Annotated in this window: 18 protein-coding genes and 1 pseudogene; 4 read left to right on the top strand and 15 right to left on the bottom strand. The window is 41.8% G+C overall.

The window, feature by feature from the left end; translation table 11 throughout:
- Positions 1–255 precede the first annotated feature (255 nt).
- Positions 256–585: a PadR family transcriptional regulator gene (locus ABZM97_RS05110; protein WP_010327757.1), complete on the top strand. Its 330-nt coding sequence runs from the start codon at positions 256–258 to the stop codon at positions 583–585.
- Positions 560–1,129, top strand: coding sequence for a DUF2812 domain-containing protein (locus ABZM97_RS05105; protein ID WP_087993725.1), 570 nt, complete (start codon positions 560–562; stop codon positions 1,127–1,129). Before ABZM97_RS05110 ends, ABZM97_RS05105 begins: the two co-directional genes overlap by 26 nt.
- 247 nt (positions 1,130–1,376) lie before the next feature.
- Here the strand turns inward: ABZM97_RS05105 and tcyP are convergent, their stop codons facing one another.
- Positions 1,377–2,768 carry an L-cystine transporter TcyP gene (tcyP, locus tag ABZM97_RS05100; protein ID WP_087993724.1) on the bottom strand — a complete coding sequence of 464 codons (1,392 nt, stop codon included), beginning with the start codon at positions 2,766–2,768 and terminating at the stop codon, positions 1,377–1,379.
- 171 nt (positions 2,769–2,939) lie between these two features.
- Between tcyP and ABZM97_RS05095 the strand changes: the two genes are divergently transcribed.
- The gene (locus ABZM97_RS05095) at positions 2,940–4,019 is read left to right on the top strand and encodes a GGDEF domain-containing protein (RefSeq protein ID WP_087993723.1); all 1,080 of its coding nucleotides are present in this window, start codon (positions 2,940–2,942) and stop codon (positions 4,017–4,019) included.
- A 2-nt stretch (positions 4,020–4,021) separates the two neighbouring features.
- Here the strand turns inward: ABZM97_RS05095 and ABZM97_RS05090 are convergent, their stop codons facing one another.
- Positions 4,022–4,852 (bottom strand): MetQ/NlpA family ABC transporter substrate-binding protein, encoded by an 831-nt coding sequence (locus tag ABZM97_RS05090; RefSeq protein ID WP_087993722.1) that lies wholly within the window; start codon positions 4,850–4,852, stop codon positions 4,022–4,024.
- A gap of 434 nt (positions 4,853–5,286) precedes the next feature.
- Between ABZM97_RS05090 and cspB the strand changes: the two genes are divergently transcribed.
- Complete coding sequence (gene cspB / locus ABZM97_RS05085; protein WP_087993721.1) at positions 5,287–5,490, top strand: cold shock-like protein CspB; 204 nt, start codon at positions 5,287–5,289, stop codon at positions 5,488–5,490.
- A gap of 89 nt (positions 5,491–5,579) precedes the next feature.
- Here the strand turns inward: cspB and ABZM97_RS05080 are convergent, their stop codons facing one another.
- From ABZM97_RS05080 to prkA, 13 genes and pseudogenes are all read right to left on the bottom strand, one after another.
- Positions 5,580–6,521, bottom strand: coding sequence for an ABC transporter permease (locus tag ABZM97_RS05080; protein ID WP_087993720.1), 942 nt, complete (start codon positions 6,519–6,521; stop codon positions 5,580–5,582).
- Positions 6,514–7,431, bottom strand: a complete 918-nt coding sequence (locus ABZM97_RS05075; RefSeq protein ID WP_087993719.1) for an ABC transporter ATP-binding protein — start codon at positions 7,429–7,431, stop codon at positions 6,514–6,516. The genes ABZM97_RS05080 and ABZM97_RS05075 overlap by 8 nt, the downstream gene beginning before the upstream one ends.
- A gap of 21 nt (positions 7,432–7,452) precedes the next feature.
- A complete protein-coding gene (locus ABZM97_RS05070) occupies positions 7,453–8,151 on the bottom strand; it encodes an ABC transporter ATP-binding protein (RefSeq protein WP_087993718.1) in 699 nt (232 codons plus the stop codon).
- Between the two features lies 1 nt (position 8,152).
- The gene (locus tag ABZM97_RS05065; protein ID WP_087993717.1) at positions 8,153–8,518 is read right to left on the bottom strand and encodes a GntR family transcriptional regulator; all 366 of its coding nucleotides are present in this window, start codon (positions 8,516–8,518) and stop codon (positions 8,153–8,155) included.
- 2 nt (positions 8,519–8,520) lie between these two features.
- Positions 8,521–9,282: a hypothetical protein gene (locus ABZM97_RS05060; protein ID WP_202328527.1), complete on the bottom strand. Its 762-nt coding sequence runs from the start codon at positions 9,280–9,282 to the stop codon at positions 8,521–8,523.
- A gap of 21 nt (positions 9,283–9,303) precedes the next feature.
- Positions 9,304–9,448, bottom strand: a pseudogene (locus tag ABZM97_RS05055) (hypothetical protein); the annotation flags it as partial.
- The gene (locus ABZM97_RS05050; RefSeq protein ID WP_087993715.1) at positions 9,448–9,822 is read right to left on the bottom strand and encodes a hypothetical protein; all 375 of its coding nucleotides are present in this window, start codon (positions 9,820–9,822) and stop codon (positions 9,448–9,450) included. The pseudogene ABZM97_RS05055 and the gene ABZM97_RS05050, both read right to left, overlap by 1 nt.
- 13 nt (positions 9,823–9,835) lie before the next feature.
- Positions 9,836–10,366: an NAD(P)H-dependent oxidoreductase gene (locus tag ABZM97_RS05045; protein WP_087993714.1), complete on the bottom strand. Its 531-nt coding sequence runs from the start codon at positions 10,364–10,366 to the stop codon at positions 9,836–9,838.
- Positions 10,367–10,388: 22 nt separating this feature from the next.
- Positions 10,389–11,987: an MFS transporter gene (locus ABZM97_RS05040; RefSeq protein ID WP_087993713.1), complete on the bottom strand. Its 1,599-nt coding sequence runs from the start codon at positions 11,985–11,987 to the stop codon at positions 10,389–10,391.
- A gap of 40 nt (positions 11,988–12,027) precedes the next feature.
- The gene (locus ABZM97_RS05035; protein WP_087993712.1) at positions 12,028–12,693 is read right to left on the bottom strand and encodes an HlyD family secretion protein; all 666 of its coding nucleotides are present in this window, start codon (positions 12,691–12,693) and stop codon (positions 12,028–12,030) included.
- Positions 12,694–12,732: 39 nt separating this feature from the next.
- A complete protein-coding gene (locus tag ABZM97_RS05030; RefSeq protein WP_087993711.1) occupies positions 12,733–13,191 on the bottom strand; it encodes a MarR family transcriptional regulator in 459 nt (152 codons plus the stop codon).
- Between the two features lie 159 nt (positions 13,192–13,350).
- Positions 13,351–14,529, bottom strand: a complete 1,179-nt coding sequence (gene yhbH, locus ABZM97_RS05025; protein WP_289346754.1) for a sporulation protein YhbH — start codon at positions 14,527–14,529, stop codon at positions 13,351–13,353.
- A gap of 179 nt (positions 14,530–14,708) precedes the next feature.
- A complete protein-coding gene (gene prkA, locus ABZM97_RS05020; protein WP_148964361.1) occupies positions 14,709–16,604 on the bottom strand; it encodes a serine/threonine protein kinase PrkA in 1,896 nt (631 codons plus the stop codon).
- Positions 16,605–16,812: the final 208 nt, after the last annotated feature.

Genomic DNA, 16,812 nt, shown 5'->3' with positions numbered 1-16,812 from the left:
TCCTGTTTTCTGATGAAAAACTGCGTCACTTCAATCGCATTCTAAATTTTCATTCATTTTCTTTGAATCAAAATATACATATGCCCGCTAAATAATTCATACAAAAAGTCGCTTTCCCTTACGTAAGGAAAGCGACTTTTAGATTGAATCCCCCTTATTATCAAGCTTTTTGAAAATGTGTTGACTATTCAGTTGAACTGTATTATGTTGTTATTAAGTTGAACTATATAGTTGAACTGAAGAGAGGGTGAGGGTATGAAACATAAATTATTACCGTTGTCTGAAACGATGCATTATATTTTATTAGCTCTGCGTGAACCACTCCATGGCTATGCCGTAATGCAGAAAATAGAAAAGATAAGTAATGGGACTGTTATGTTAGCAGCCGGTACACTATACGGTGCGATTGAAAACTTGAATAAGCATGGTTGGATTGAACCTGTTGGAGAGTCAGGCCGGAGAAAAGTTTATATGATCACTGCTGAAGGAAGCACCATTTTGAAAATGGAACAAAACAGGTTATTGCATATTTTATCCCTGTACGAAGGAAGTGAATCGAATGAAGAAAATGAAGATGTTTTTTGATATTGAAAAAGAGGAGCAATGGCTGAACGAGCAATTACAAAAGGGTTATCGTTGTACCAATATTAGTGGATTAGGCATATACACTTTCGAAAAAACTGACAAGAGATATGTGATGCGACTGGATTATCAAGATATTTTATTAAAGAAAAAGTTCAAAGATTACAAAGGGATCTATGAAGACTTCGGTTGGATGTATATAAATGGCTCCTTGCTTAGTGGAATACGATATTGGCAAAAAGAGGATGATGGTCAAAATGAAATCTTCTCGGATCGCCAATCAAAGTGTCACTATTATAAAAGATTGATAAATTATTCTTCTGGTTTCGGTTTACTGTGTTTGTTTTTTTCTTATATGATTTACAAGGATTCAGGTTTATATTTAACTGAAGGTCTTTGGAGTATGAAAGGTGCATGGTTTTGGAAAGCATTTTTATTTGAAACTCCATTTGCTCTTTTGAGGTCGCTTCCCGCCCTTATGTTTGCTTTCTTTGCCATCAGTTTCTATAAAGCGTATCGAAAGTATTCAATGTTAAAAGAAAAATAATGAGGCCATGTATTTACCACAGTCAGGCGCTTTTCTTTCATTCGTGGCCAAAATTTAGAAATCACAACATATCGCCGAAAGCCTCTTCAAGAATGTATTGATCATGGTCAAGAGGAAATCCTTCTGAACCCAGTTACATTTGCACAGTGGAATAAAAGCATAAAAAAGAACCCATGAAACCTTTACATTACAGGGTTCATGGGTCTTTTATTGAAATGAACATCAAAACGAAGCGGGTTACACGCTGTTACGCTTCTTCAGCTTCAATCACTCTGGATTGATCATTGAATACATTTGAATCAATTTCCTTTGTGATCTTACTCGTAATAAGACCTGATGTCATACTGCCGCTGACATTCAAAGCAGTACGCCCCATGTCGATTAACGGTTCGATTGAGATTAATAAACCGGCGAGCGCGACAGGCATATTTAATGATGATAAAACAAGAAGCGCCGCGAATGTCGCTCCGCCGCCAACTCCGGCAACACCGAAGGAGCTGATGGCAACGACTGCGATAACTGTGATGAGAAACACCGGATCAAACGGATTCTGGCCGATCGTCGGGGCAATCATCATCGCCAGCATCGCAGGATAAATGCCGGCGCATCCATTTTGGCCAATCGAAAGACCGAACGAACCTGCAAAGTTAGCGATTCCTTCCGACACACCCAAGCTTCTCTGTGTTTTAATATTCAGTGGCAAAGCACCCGCGCTGGATCGTGATGTAAATGCAAATATAAGTACAGGGAGCGCTTTTTTCAAATAAACGATCGGGTTCAAGCCGCTGAGCGTCAGCATCAGCAAATGAATGATAAACATTGCGATTAACGCGGCATACGAAGCAATTACAAACATACCTAGTTTTAAAATGCTGTCAATATCACTCGTCGCGATCGTTTTGGTCATAATCGCCAACACTCCATAAGGCGTCAGGCGCAAAATGAGGGTGACGACACGCATGACAATGGCATAAACGGCATCAACCAGCTTTTTAAATGTTTCTGCCTGTTCCGGCTGTTTACGTTTTACGCCGAGGAATGCCATTCCAAGGAAAGCAGCAAAAATCACGACAGCGATCGTTGAAGTCGGTCTAGCTCCTGTAAAATCTAAAAACGGGTTTCCCGGCAGCAGTTCAACAATCTGCTGCGGCAATGTTTTCGCTGCCATATCCTCTGATTTCTGCTCAAGCTCCTGCCCCCGTGAAAGTTCAGTATCTCCTTGGTCGACTTGGATCGCCTGCAAATCAAAAGAGAGCGCGGACGCAATACCGACAGCTGCAGCTACAGCTGTTGTTGCAACTAAAATCCCGATAATTAAACCGCTGATTTTCCCAAGATTTTTTGTCAGCTTCAGCTTTGTAAATGCACCGAGAATTGAAATAAAGACGAGCGGCATAACAACCATTTGAAGCAATTTGACATATCCGCCCCCGGCAATATTAAACCAGTCGGCTGTTTGAATGACTATATTTGAAGTCGGGCCGTAAATCAGCTGAAGCGCAAATCCGAATACAATCCCCAGCCCCAGCGCAGTAAATACACGTTTGGAGAAGGAAACGTGTTTTTTCTGCATAGCAAAAAGCCCTAAGATAAGTAACAATAAAATAAATACGTGTAATACGACTAGTAAAGTCTCCAAAGCAGGTAAACTCTCCCTTCAAATTTTCTTTTTTACTATATTACACTAATTCCGATAGGTCAAGTGCGAATTATTCCAGCTTATGATTCCAGTAAAAAAACCTTATATAATCCCTTTTTTGTTCTTTTCTTTCTCTTCCATCTTTAGTACCTTATATAAAGGTGATAACATTTGCTGAAAGAACTGTTTGTAAACTTGACCATTTTAATCACATTTAATTATCTCTTCACCCACCTGTTTAAAGAAAGGTTAGTGCATAAAAAAGACAGCATGCCCTTCCAAGCTGTTAAAGGACTGGCCTGCGGTTTGCTCGGGGTTATTCTGATGTTTTTCGGATTGAACTATCAGCATTCAATCATTGATCTTCGAAATATCCCTATTATGATGGCCGCTCTTTATGGAGGATGGGTTTCAACGGCAACGGCTTTGATTATGATTACCGCAGGCCGCATGCTGATTACGATGAACACATCTGCAATATACTCGGTTATTATCATTTGTATCGCTGCCATCCCGTCACTCATTGTTTCCAGAAGAAAAAAGGTTCAATTAAAACATGCTTTCTATCTTTTAATGATCACAAACAGTATGATTTCCTTTTCCTTTTATTTTCTTATAGATTTACATTCCTTTGAACTTCACTTGTATTTTTGGGCCACCTCATTAGCGGGCGGCATGCTCAGTTTATATATCATTGATCATGAAACAAATGCACATCTTCTTTTTAAACAATATAAGTTTCAGGCGCACTTTGACTTTTTAACAGGCATTTATAACCGAAGAAAATTTGAAGAAATCTCACAAGCCCTGTATCAACAGGCGGCCAATACCCCGCATTTCCAATTCGCACTGATTTATATAGATATCGACCATTTCAAAACCATCAATGACCAGTACGGACATCATGAAGGTGATCAGGTGCTGAAAGAGCTGGGTTCACGGCTGAAGCAGAGCATCCGAAATTCTGATCCTGCCGCACGGATTGGCGGTGAAGAATTTGCCGTGCTCCTGCCAAACTGTACGCTTGATAAAGCAGCCCAAATCGCGGAACGGATCAGGCGCGCTGTCAGTGATACACCGATTGCATTAACAAACGGCGATGAGCTGTCAGTTACGATATCACTGGGGGCTGCTCATTATCCCAATAATACAGAGCATCCAGAATCTTTGCCGATTCTTGCCGATCAAATGTTGTACAAAGCGAAAGAAGCGGGACGGAACAAAGTGTGTTTTTCAGAAAAAAAAGAATGAATTCAATGTTCGAATTCATTCTTCCAATCTGAAAGACGTTTCAAAGGCAGAAAAGCCGGGACAAGGTCTCCCCGATACTTTTTTTCTATAAATGCCGCTGTATCATCAGCTTGATAGAGCTCGATAATGGTTTGCAGTGCTTCCCGATCTTGATCCTCCGCTCTGACAACAATCAAATTCATCTCTTCCTTGGACATGAGCCCGCCGCTCTTTAAAGCATGTTTTTCCAGGCTCAACCCCGCTTTTTTTGCTTCAGAAGGTTTCATGACAAACACGTCGGCACCTCTCACAGCATCCTGTTGCCGGACTGCTTTCAATTTCAGGTGTCTCGGATTGTCTTTGATCATATCGACTGAACCTGTTCCGTTAAATCCGTTTTTCAGCGTTAGCAACCCCGCCTCCTGAAGCATCGTAAGCGCCCTTCCAAAATCAAACACTTTATCCGGAACGGAAACAACAGCTCCTCGTGGTATATCTTGAATTCGGCCATATCGTTTTGAATAAATGCCCATAGGCGTTATGTATGTCGTACCGAGCGGCGCCAGCTTATGTTTGTATTTTTCAGTGAACGACTGAAAATATGAAATGGTTTGCAAGGCGTTGGCATCAATTTCTTTATTTGCAAGCGCGATATCAGACTCCGCATAATCAGAAAAAAGAATCAGTTGAATATCCAACCCCGTCTCTTCTGCCTTTTCAGCAATATAGTTCCATATTGCCTCGTCAGACTCAGCAATTCCGATTTTTATCGATTCATGTTCTGCCGACGGTGAGCATGCAGTGAATGAAACGAGTAGAATAAAAACAAAACTGCATATAAGCCACTTTTTCATTGTGACCATACTCCTATCTATGTATTAGAGCATGCAAGCAATATCATACATAAAAATCAAACGCTCTCTTTAGTTGATAAACATTGTCATTTGCAATATTGATACGTTTTACCTTACTCATATCCAGTAGGGTTGTCAATTCCTATTATATTCTCTTCCCTAAAAGAAGATATCTCAGGCAAACGTATGATCACGTATCGAGAAAGCAGATGAATTTCAGTGAATAAATATCAAATTGAAAAATAAATATGGTATTTCACGAAAAAGTTTCGTTTAGCAGTTGTTTTTTCTGAAGATTACTGGTAGAGTAAAGGTAATTATTTTTGTTCGAACTATCTTTAAGAAGAAAGTTTTGTAAGAGTTTTCGTCTTGAAAGTTTGTTAAGAGCAAGAATAGTGAATTTAAGCGTTATGATCGCTTTAGGAGGAAATTTCATGTTAGAAGGTAAAGTAAAATGGTTCAACTCTGAAAAAGGTTTCGGATTCATCGAAGTAGAAGGTCAAGACGATGTATTCGTTCATTTCTCTGCTATTCAAGGCGAAGGCTTCAAAACTTTAGAAGAAGGCCAAACAGTTTCTTTCGAAATCGTTGAAGGCAACCGTGGACCACAAGCTGCTAACGTTACTAAAGAAGCGTAAGCATAAATTGATATGAAAAACTGCAGGCGCAAACCTGCAGTTTTTTTCGATAAAAAAGCTGTTTTGCTTAAGCAAAACAGCTTTTTACATTAGTTCGCAATATCCCGTTTCATAAAGATTCCGAAAGCCAACAACAGGAAGACAACAAAGTAAACTGCCAGCATAACAACCGAGAAAGTCATCGTCATCCCTTCTACCAACGGTGATCCCTCTACATATTGCATTAAGCTGACATTGGCAAATAAAATATACTTTGCCCAGTCAAACTTCATCGCAATAAATGCAGTGGCTGTCGTACCCGTTACCAATAAAAAGATGGAAAAACCTACTGCCAGCGAGCTGTTTCTAAAGACAGCCGACAGCATAAATGCCATCGTTGCGATCATTAAAGCTGCAACAGATTCCGAGAGATATGTTTTTGCCAAATATCCCATCATATTTTGTTCAAAAATATGGCCGTCCTTGTAGATTAAATGAACATTCGCAGCAGTGTCGCCGCCTGTCCCGAAGAAGATCAACCCTAATAAAGCAGACCCCATAAATAAAATAAACAGCAATAAAAATCCAAACAGGAGAACTGTAATATATTTAGAGAGCAAAATCTGAAAACGGCTGAGCGGGCGGATCATTAACAGCTTAATCGTTCCCCAATTAAATTCGTTCGCGACAATTCCAGCTGCGATAATAATGGTGAATAGACCGGTCAGGATCGTAAAATTTGCTGAATCTGTTACATAAGACCATACAGTATACCCAGTGTCATCGGGGATATTATGTTCAATACGATAGTTGTTGACTGTAATCGTTTCTTCATAGCCATCTTTCAGTGAAGGATTTTCTTTGATCTCTTTCTTCAATGCGGCATTTTCCGCTTGAAGCGTTTGTTTCCATTTCGGATTTGCTTCATCCGACGTAAAATGGTTTGTTAAGAACGCCCAGCCAATCATGGTCAAAGCCAGAATCCCGATCATCACCCATGTTCCGGCACGGCTGAAAATTTTGACCCATTCATTATAAATCAAATTAAGCATGTTGAACCTCCTCTTTTGCTTCACCTGTCACTTCTAAGAAACGGTCCTCTAATGATTTCGCCATTACTTTTACTTCATAAATCCGGATTTGCTGCATCACCAGCAATTCAATGGCCGCAGGGACTTCGTCTTTAGACAGCTTGACTTCTACACCGTTTGTCTTGCCCACCACATCATACTCCTTTAGAACAGAAGCGGCTTCATTCGGCTGCTCAACGTTGAAGAAATATGTATCTTTTTCATCAGTGATTTCATCTTTTACATTTTGAATATCGATAAGCTTCCCTTTTTGTAAAATCGCAATTCGATCACACATCAGTTCCATTTCTGAGAGCAGGTGGCTTGAAACAATGACAGCCATTCCTCTTTCTCGCGTCAGCTTTTTTAAATGATCTCTGATTTCCCTGATTCCCGCCGGATCAAGGCCGTTGGTCGGTTCATCCAAAATCAGCACTTTCGGATCGTGCAGAAGGCATTGTGCCAAGCCGAGACGTTGTCTCATCCCAAGAGAATATGTTTTCACCTTGTCATGGATTCTGTCTGTTAAACCGACTAGTTCAATGACTTCATCAATTTTTTCCTTCGTGACGCCCTTGACCATCCTTGCATATTGCTGGAGATTTTTATATCCACTTAAGAATTTATACAGCTCTGGGTTTTCTACGATCGCCCCAATATGCTTAATCGCCTTGGCATACTCTTTCGTGATCGATTGGCCGCAAATGAGCACATCACCTTTTGACAGTTTCATTAATCCTACCATCATTCTGATAGTTGTCGTTTTCCCCGCTCCGTTCGGCCCTAAAAAACCGAATACTTCGCCTTCTCGAATTGTAAAACTAAGATGATCAATGATCGTTCGCCCTCTGATGTTCTTTGTCACATTTTTCAATTCCAACACAGTCTTCATCATATTCCTCCTCTTTCTTTTCTAGTAAACTTCCATTTTAGATTTAAACCATTGCAAAACAGACATGCCTTCCTGCTCACGAATGTCCTCCACATCACGCTGCGCAACCTTCTCTCCATTCGCAAGCACGATGACTTCGTCAAGCAAGGTTTCTATTTCATCAATCTCGTGCGTAGCGATCACGACAATCTGCTGCTCAAAATCAATGTACGAAACCAAGCTGTTTACGATGGAATCCCTCACCATCGGATCAAGCCCGGAAAAGGGTTCATCCAGCAAGATGACGGATGCCCTTCTTGCTAAAGCAAGAACGATTTTCAGCCTGCCCCGATTTCCTTTCGACAGCTTTTTGATCTTTTTTTCCGGATCGAGCTGCATCTCATTCAACAGCTTATAAGCTTGGTCTGCTTGAAAATCAGAAAATTGAGACTGATAGAACTTCACCATGTCTTTTACAGTAAAATGCGGATAAAACATATCAAGCTCTGTAAGATAAGCCGTGTGGCGCACCATATCTCTCGTAACCTGCTTTTCATCCGCTTTTACCAACCCTGATGTAGGAAACAGAAGGCCGGCCATCATTTTTAAGGTCGTTGATTTACCGCTGCCGTTCGGACCGATCAGACCATAAATCCGTCCGGATGATAAGGAGATCGATACATCTTGAACGGCGGTGTGGCTGCCGTATTTTTTTGATACACGTTCTAAAGTGATTTCCATTTCAGCCTCCCTCAGTGAATGTTTTAATCCCTTCAACCATTTCTTCTTTCGTTAACCCCAGCTCTGTCATTTGCTTCACAAAGCCTTCCAGCACTTCTCGTGTCAGCCTGTCTTTCAGCTCATCTACGATGTCTGCTTTCTCCGCAATAAACGTCCCTTGACCTCTTCTTGTCTCCACAATACCCAGCCTTTCCATCTCACTGTATGTTCTTTGAATTGTATTGGGATTTACCTTGGTTTGAATCGCCATTTCTCTTACAGAAGGAAGCTTGTCTCCCGGAAGCAGTTCCTTCCTGACCAGCCGATAGAAGATCTGGTCAGCAATCTGCAGATAAATCGGTTTCGAGGATTGGAAATGATTGTCCATCTTCACACCTCTACTTTACGATCAAGCAGTTTTGAAGCCGCGATAAGCAGCAAGATTGTGATGACAATAGCGATAGGAAACCCAAGCACAGGTAGATGTATCGGTTTTAATTCCAATCTCCAAACGTCACGGAAGTGAAAATCAAAATTACAATAAACTGTTACAGGCCAGAAGTGCTTTTGAGATTCTAATAATGGGCTTATGAGGTATTTATCGAGAAAGAACCACACTGTGGCCAGCAGCCCCATCGCAGCCCATCGCATTGCGCGCCAATTCTTAAGTGAATGAAAAACAGTCCAAAAGACAACTATCGTTACTGACATATATAACGAGGAAATAAGCCCGTACACATTCAGCAAAACGACTGTGCTTGTCATATCAACATGATGCTCCAGCAGGTTTTTCACGGAGAACATATGATAAATCCATATGCCATAAGCGGTTAATGCCAATTGAATCAGAAATTGATAGAGCAAAGTTGCTGCCAATTTGGAAGAAAGCAGCCTAAAACCGCCATTTGGATTATACAGCCAAAGCTGTGATTTCCCTTCTTTGCGAAGGTGATAAAACACAAAAACAGGAGATAGGAAAAGCAGAAAAAAAGCAACTGCAACAAAGAAACCAAAAATGAAAAGAGGTTCTTTTGTGCGAGAAGCTATGATATGACCTGGCACCAATAAGAAAATGATTCCGCATACCCAAACTAGCAGCCACATTCTTGAAAGCTTTATATCTTTCTTTAACAGACCTAAAAAAGAATCCATGTCTTTCCCTCCCGGAAGCCTCTTCGGTGTATGAGTAACATAGTACACTAGTTCAAACCTGAATACAACATATTCCATGGATTTATTTGATAAAAAAATATAATTCATACATGCACACAGAAAAAAAGGCAAATCCGCTATGAGTAAACGGATTTGCCTTTTTTATTACTTATTCTTACTTTTCATGGAGAGCAGCGCATCACGATAGCTGCTGTCCTGCATTTTGTCACTTTCTTCAGTGACCTTTTCTTCTGACTGATCTTCATCAGAATGCTTAAACTTTTGCAGCGCCTGCCTGTAAATATCATCACCCATTGCGTCACGTTTCTCTTTTGGGGAATCGTTTTTCACAACGGCTGGCATATGCTCGGCAGCCCTTGTTTCAGCAGGGTATTGCGCTTCGTTTTTTTCCTCTTCTGGAGGGGAGATTCTTTCGGTTGTTTCTTGCTTCTCAGGTCCAAGAGAGGCGTTGCGGACGTTAAATGTTATAAGACCCGCAATGACAATGACAGCAGCAATAATTGCGATAATAATGGCCATTTCAACCTCTCCTTTACTGACCTGCTGTTAGGTTTCCTGTGACTTGGCTGACGCGTCTTCCTAAGGCGCGCCCAAGCTGAATACCTTCCTCAGACATTAACTCGTCACTGTCAACCGGACAGGTGACGCCTGCACCGTAATAAGAGCCGTACAGTGCGTTTTCAGGCACGTTGCCAGGCAGGCCGACAACGATCATGCCTTGGTGGAACATCGGCGTGATGAGATTGTGCATTGTCATTTCCAAGCCGCCGTGTGTTGTTGCCGTTGTGCAGAAAACAGCGCCGACTTTGTTGATCAGCTCGCCTTCAGCCCACAAATAGCCAAGTCTGTCGATCCAAGCTTTGAGACCGGAGCTGATTGTTCCGAAATGCCCAGGGCACCCCCAAATAATCGCATCCATCTCTTTTAGTTTACGGATATCAGCCTGATCGACATGATCGATCAGCACCTCAGCCGCCTCGTTTTCCCTCGCGCCTTCAGCAATCGCTTCTGCAAGAGCCTTTGTATGTTCACCTTCACTGTCATACACTACATAAATTTTCATTCAGGAAACCTCCTTGTACAGATTAAGATTCCTTCACTTCTTTAGGAGCCGGAAGCAATGAAAGCTCCTCTTTTCTCTTTTTCCGCAATTTATCTTTTCTGACGTCACGCAGGAACAGACTTAGAATTAAACCTGCCACACAGAACAATGTTGCCCACATAAAAGCGTCATTAATCCCCATGACGTTTGAATCGAGTGTTGCATGTTTATAAATATGAGAGTAAACATACGTTTTCGCTGTTTCGTAGGATACATTCATATTCACCATTATATTGGAAACCGCATTTTGGAACGCATGGAGGAAGTTCGGGTCCGCCGTGCTTGTTTTATCTGCAATTTGTGAATAATGGAATGTCGTACGGTTTGTATAAATCGTCGTAATTAAGCTTGTACCGATTGATCCGCTGATTTGGCGAAGCGTGTTGCTCATCGCCGTACCGTGGCTGTTCAGACGGGCAGGAAGCTGGTTCATCCCCGCTGTCATAACCGGCATCATTAAGAGTGACATACCGAAGGCACGGATTGAGTAGATCAGCATGATGTGTACATATGATGTATCAATCGTTAATTGTGTATATTGATAGGTTGTGACCACTGTCACGAGAAGCCCGATAATCGCGAGCGGTCTCGGACCGAATTTATCAAACAAAATACCAGAGATCGGTGACATGATCAGCATGACGATCGCACCCGGAAGCAGAAGCAGCCCGGATTGAAGTGCCGTAAAGCCGACCAGGTTTTGCAGGTAAATCGGCAGCAGGAACATACCAGTGTACAGCGCTACTGTAATAATAATATTAATGACACTTGATAGTGAGAAAATGTCGTATTTAAACACTCTGAAATCAAGCATCGGATCGTCATGACGCAATTGCTGAACAACAAAAGCAACAATTGCTATGACACCGATAATAACTGTAGACAGGACAATCGGATCTGTCCAGCCGTCAGAACCTGCTTCACTGACTCCGTATAGTAAGGAGGCGAATCCGACAATGGAAAGAATCGCTCCAAGCGTATCGAGTTTGATTTTTTGCGGCTCCACCATATTTTTAAAGATGAAGAAAGCCACGATAATAACAATTGCGCCGATCGGCACAAGTCCGTAAAACATGATGCGCCATGTGTAATGCTCAATAATCCACCCGGAAAGAGTCGGGCCGACCGCCGGAGCAAACATCATCGCAAGTCCGAAGATCCCCATTCCTTTCCCCCTGCTTTCAGGCGGGAAGATGAATAGAATAGTTGTCATAACGAGCGGCTGCAAGATTCCTCCGCCCACGGCCTGAATCAAACGGCCGATCAGCATTGTGGAGAAGTTAGGTGCGATACCGCAGACTAACGTACCAAGTGTAAAACAGAACATGGCGACGAGAAAGAGACTCCGTTGGCCAAATCGTGTAATAAGGAAGGCTGATAACGGAATCAAAACGCCGTTAACAAGCATGTAACCTGTTGTGAGCCACTGAATCGTCGTTGCGCTTACACCAAATTCAGTCATTAAGTGCGGCATTGCGACGTTAAGCAGCGTTTGGTTCAGTATTGCCAGAAATAAACCCGCCATTAGCACAATCAGCAATGACATTGGGCTTTTCGCTTTATTTTCTTTGCCTGTAGCCATCTAAGACAACCTCCTTTCATGGTTTGATGACTGATCTGTTTTACTCAGAAATTTTAACAGATGCATTCATACCAGGAAGCACCTTATCAGATGGGTTTTTGATTGAAATTTTCACTGGAACTTTTTGCGTTATTTTTGTATAGTTGCCGCTTGAATTTGCAGATGGAAGCATATCAAAAGTTGAATTTGTCGCATAACCGATTTCTTCTACAGTACCGTCAAATGTTGTGTTAGGTTCTCCATCAACGACAACGTCTACACTATTGCCTACTTCAACATCCGCAATATCTGTTTCTTTAATATTCGCAGTGATGTACAGGTGATCCATGTCAATGGTTTGGGCAATTGTTGTGCCAGCTTGTACAGTTTGTCCGTTTTTCACTTCGTTTTTCACAATTGTTCCATCCATGATGGATTTTACGTCAACAGATTGTTCACCTTTGATTTTTGCAACTGTGTCGCCTTTTTTGACTGTTTTTCCTTCTTCAAGATCCCAGTCAGATACTTTGCCTGCTGCTGGAGCTGTAATAGCAGCCATATCGCCGGCTACTTTCGCTTCGTCTGTTTTGATAAAGTTAGTGCTTTGATAATAGTAATAAGCACCTCCGCCTATAATTGCAAGAACAACAATCAAACCGATAATGTTGGTCAGAATTAAACGTCCTCTGTTCATTTTGTTTTCTCCTTTCGTTTCATCCTCTATCATTTTGCGGAATGGTGGTGAAAATATGTGAGAAGTTTTTCATTACCGCTTTTCTGAACAGCCTTCAGCAATCTTCGTTAAGCTTCCGGCAAGCTTACGCAAATATTGAAGCTGGGATGTATCAAGCTTTTGGTACAAACCCGCACCCATTTTCGCATAATGTACAGCGGCTTTTTCTAGCAGTTCTTCCCCCTCTTCGGTTAACTGAATCATAACGATACGGCGGTCATCAGGACTGTCATATCGATTCATCAATTGGCGCTTATACAGAATATCCGTCATCCGCGTCACAGAAGCAGGCTTAAGATCAAGCGACATTGCCAGCTTGCTTAACGGGGTACTTCCGCTTTGATGAATTTTAAACATCAGCAAGTATTGAAGGACTGTAATATCAAAAGGCTCAAGCACAATCTCCAATATCTTCTTCTGTTTTTTATAAATTGCCCGAGACGTATCGAAGAGCTGTTCAAAAGTGAGCAAAGCACGTTCTGATTCAGTCAACTCCTTTTCACCTCAATCCTCAATAATAGTTCACAAGATAAAATATTAATAAATGAAAGGAGATTTGTCAAAGGAAAAATATCTTTTTTTCTCGTATTTTTTCCGCAACCGTTTTCTTACTTTTATTAAATTAAAAAAAGCCCTTAAATGGGCTTTTCATTACGAAAATTGGTGGCTTACGCCAGATTCTTCATTTTTGAAAAAGTTCTTCAAAGCCTGAAAAACGTCAGACTTCTGTTTTAAAATATAGTACTTAAATTTATCGTCTTTCACATTTTTGTATGCAGACATTAACGTTGAATGCCTGTTGTACTGATTGACTTCTCCGTAGCAGAAAAGATTCGCTTTCTTCATAATATCATTGACCAATTTCACACAGCGCGCGTTATCAGATGTCAGGTTGTCACCGTCAGAAAAATGAAACGGGTAAATATTATAGCGGGCGGGATTGTACTTTTCATCAATCAGCTCAAGCGACTTTCGGTATACGGAAGAACAGATTGTTCCGCCGCTTTCTCCCTTTGAGAAAAAGTCCTCTTCCGAAACGACTCTCGCTTCTGTATGATGGGCAATAAATTCAATTTCTACAGTCTCATATTTCGTCCGCAAAAAACGGGTCATCCAGAAAAAGAAGCTTCTGGCCATGTATTTTTCCCAAACACCCATACTGCCGCTTGTATCCATCATCGCTAAGACGACAGCCTTTGACTGGGGCTTTGTTATGTCATTCCATGTCTTATACTTCAAGTCCTCCGGGTAAATCGGATAGAACGACGGCTTTCCTGACATCGCGTTTCGTTTAAAAGCTGACATCATTGTTCTTTTCTTATCTATATTACCGGTTAACCCTGTCTTACGGATATCATTAAACTCAATATCTGTATGAATGATATTGTCCCGCTCTTTTTGCTGGAGATTCGGGAGTTCTAATTCCTTAAAAAGCGCTTCTTCTAAATCCATTAATGAAACTTCTGCTTCATAATAATCTTCGCCTGCCTGGTCACCGGCGCCCTGCCCTTTTCCGGGTCCCTGTTTTTTGTCTGATCCATCCCGGGCCACGACATCTCCAACCTGGCTGTCGCCTTCTCCTTGGCCTACGTGTTTATTTTTATCATAGTTATAACGAATTTTATACTCATCAAGTGAACGGATCGGGATCTTCACTACATCTTTTCCGTTGGACATAATAATGCTTTCCTCAGTCACGAGGTCCGGAAGATTGTTTTTGATCGCTTCCTGCACTTTTTTCTGGTGACGCTGCTGGTCATCAAAGCCTTTGCGATGGAGGGACCAGTTTTCCTCAGAAATCAAAAAATGGCCGCTGTCATTTTGGGACATGAATTCCCCTCCTTAACCATTTGTGGTCGTGATACATACGTATTCCTGCTTGTGCGGGATTATGAAACAAGTCTTTCGAAAAGATTTATATTCATCATATGCACAAAAGTACGGTTAATTGACAAACTATTTAGAAAATGGGACAAAATAACCCGCCCTATTCGGACGGGTCACGTTGCTTATCGGTTCAGCAGGCTGCCGACATATTTCAGCAGCTCATTGGCGCTCGTCGAGTTGTAGCCGTGCTCATCAATTAAACGGGCCACGACTTCATTTACCTTTTTCAGCTGCTGCTCATCCGGCGTTTTGGTTGAAGTCGTAATTTTAACGACATCCTTCAGATCAGCAAACAACTTTTTCTGAATCGCTTCACGCAGTCTTTCATGAGAATTGTAATCAAACCGCTTTCCTTTTCTCGCATAGGCCGAGATGCGGATTAAGATTTCTTCACGGAACGCTTTTTTGGCGTTTTCCGAAATGCCGATCTGCTCTTCGATTGATCTCATCAGCTTTTCGTCAGGGTTCATTTCTTCTCCTGTCAAAGGATCACGCAGCTTGTTTTTATTGCAATAAGCCTCTACGTTATCAAGGTAATTGTCCATAAGTGTTTTTGCTGATTCTTCATATGAATACACAAACGCTTTTTGAACTTCCTTTTTCGCAATGTCGTCATATTCCTTGCGGGCGGCAGAAATAAAATTCAAAAACCTCTCCCTGTCCTCGCTTGAAATCGAAGGATGCTGATCAAGACCTTCTTTTAAGGAACGTAGAACATCAAGTGAATTAATCGATTCCATATTTTTTCTGATAATCGTTGAAGAAATCCGATTGATCACGTACCGCGGATCAATGCCGCTCATGCCTTCATCATGATATTCTTTTTTCATGTCCTCAACGTCGACAGAATTATATCCTTCCACACTTTCTCCATCATACAGTCTCATTTTTTTAACCAGATCAATATCTGACCTTTTAGGCTCTTTTAATCGGGTGAGAATCGAGAACATTGCAGCGACCTTCAACGTATGCGGGGCGATGTGAACATCCGACACATCGCTCTCGGCGATCATTTTTTCATAAATTCTCTCTTCCTCAGACACTTTCAAATTATAAGGAACCGGCATCACAATGATTCTTGAGTGCAGGGCTTCATTCTTCTTATTAGAAATAAATGAGCGATACTCCGTTTCATTCGTGTGAGCCACGATCAGCTCATCAGCAGAAATTAACGCAAATCGCCCGGCTTTAAAATTCCCTTCCTGTGTCAATGAAAGCAAATGCCAGAGAAATTTCTCATCACATTTCAGCATCTCCTGAAACTCCATCATCCCGCGGTTGGCTTTATTCAGCTCCCCGTCAAACCGATAAGCACGCGGATCCGATTCTGAACCGTATTCGGCAATGGTTGAGAAATCAATACTTCCCGTCAAATCGGCAATATCCTGAGACTTCGGATCAGATGGGCTGAATGTTCCGATTCCCGTACGCTTATCTTCTGAAAAGAAAATGCGCTCAACCTTCACATCCTCAATTCTTCCTCCGTACTCTTCCTCCAGCCTCATGACATTTAAAGGAGAAAGACTTCCTTCTATTCTTATGCCGTACTCTCTGTAAAAGTCATCTCGCAAATGATGGGGGATTAAATGTAGAGGGTCCTCGTGCATCGGGCAGCCTTTAATCGCATATACGGCACCATTATCCGTCAGCGTGTACGCTTCGAGACCTTTTTTAAGCATCGTGACCAGCGTTGATTTACCGCCGCTCACAGGCCCCATCAGCAATAGAATCCGCTTTCTGACATCAAGCCTTTTCGCGGCCGGATGAAAATACTCTTCCACAAGACGCTCCAGTGATTCCTCAAGCCCGAACAGCTCACGGTCAAAAAAGCTGTACTTCTTCCGCCCGTCGACCTCCTCTATCCCGCTGTCTTTTATCATATTAAAAACACGAGAATGAGCAGATTGCGCGACCATTGGATTTTCTTTAATAATCTCCAAATAATCGGCGAATGTTCCTTCCCATTTCAGCCGCTGCTCTTCCTCTCTGTACTGTTCAATTTTCTTTAATATATCCATAAGGACCTCCTCCATCATGTTTGATGCGCTATGCAAATAAGGTACTTTGATACAATCTATGCCGCCATCTCGTGATACATGCTTTGGTTTCTTAAAATAAAGATGCTTACACGGGCGTTGACAAGGCAGACCGCGACCGTTCATAATAAAGAAAATAACAGAATCATCCAGACTCAGGCAGCACGGAAAAATTGAAGAGGGGGAGAGA

This window comes from Bacillus vallismortis (assembly GCF_040784915.1).
Lineage (GTDB): Bacteria > Bacillota > Bacilli > Bacillales > Bacillaceae > Bacillus > Bacillus subtilis_G.
Note: the sequence above shows the minus strand (reverse complement) of the source record. Positions and strands in the feature narration are given on the sequence as shown.

Excerpts from the sequence above, each read along its gene's own strand:
- ABZM97_RS05110 (WP_010327757.1), top strand. The coding sequence starts at position 256 with ATGAAACATAAATTATTACCGTTGTCTGAAACGATGCATTATATTTTA.
- ABZM97_RS05105 (WP_087993725.1), top strand. The coding sequence starts at position 560 with ATGAAGAAAATGAAGATGTTTTTTGATATTGAAAAAGAGGAGCAATGG.
- ABZM97_RS05090 (WP_087993722.1), bottom strand. The coding sequence starts at position 4,852 with ATGAAAAAGTGGCTTATATGCAGTTTTGTTTTTATTCTACTCGTTTCA.
- cspB (WP_087993721.1), top strand. The coding sequence starts at position 5,287 with ATGTTAGAAGGTAAAGTAAAATGGTTCAACTCTGAAAAAGGTTTCGGA.
- ABZM97_RS05080 (WP_087993720.1), bottom strand. The coding sequence starts at position 6,521 with ATGCTTAATTTGATTTATAATGAATGGGTCAAAATTTTCAGCCGTGCC.
- ABZM97_RS05075 (WP_087993719.1), bottom strand. The coding sequence starts at position 7,431 with ATGAAGACTGTGTTGGAATTGAAAAATGTGACAAAGAACATCAGAGGG.
- ABZM97_RS05070 (WP_087993718.1), bottom strand. The coding sequence starts at position 8,151 with ATGGAAATCACTTTAGAACGTGTATCAAAAAAATACGGCAGCCACACC.
- ABZM97_RS05065 (WP_087993717.1), bottom strand. The coding sequence starts at position 8,518 with ATGGACAATCATTTCCAATCCTCGAAACCGATTTATCTGCAGATTGCT.
- ABZM97_RS05060 (WP_202328527.1), bottom strand. The coding sequence starts at position 9,282 with ATGGATTCTTTTTTAGGTCTGTTAAAGAAAGATATAAAGCTTTCAAGA.
- ABZM97_RS05050 (WP_087993715.1), bottom strand. The coding sequence starts at position 9,822 with ATGGCCATTATTATCGCAATTATTGCTGCTGTCATTGTCATTGCGGGT.
- ABZM97_RS05045 (WP_087993714.1), bottom strand. The coding sequence starts at position 10,366 with ATGAAAATTTATGTAGTGTATGACAGTGAAGGTGAACATACAAAGGCT.
- ABZM97_RS05040 (WP_087993713.1), bottom strand. The coding sequence starts at position 11,987 with ATGGCTACAGGCAAAGAAAATAAAGCGAAAAGCCCAATGTCATTGCTG.
- ABZM97_RS05035 (WP_087993712.1), bottom strand. The coding sequence starts at position 12,693 with ATGATAGAGGATGAAACGAAAGGAGAAAACAAAATGAACAGAGGACGT.
- yhbH (WP_289346754.1), bottom strand. The coding sequence starts at position 14,529 with ATGTCCCAAAATGACAGCGGCCATTTTTTGATTTCTGAGGAAAACTGG.
- prkA (WP_148964361.1), bottom strand. The coding sequence starts at position 16,604 with ATGGATATATTAAAGAAAATTGAACAGTACAGAGAGGAAGAGCAGCGG.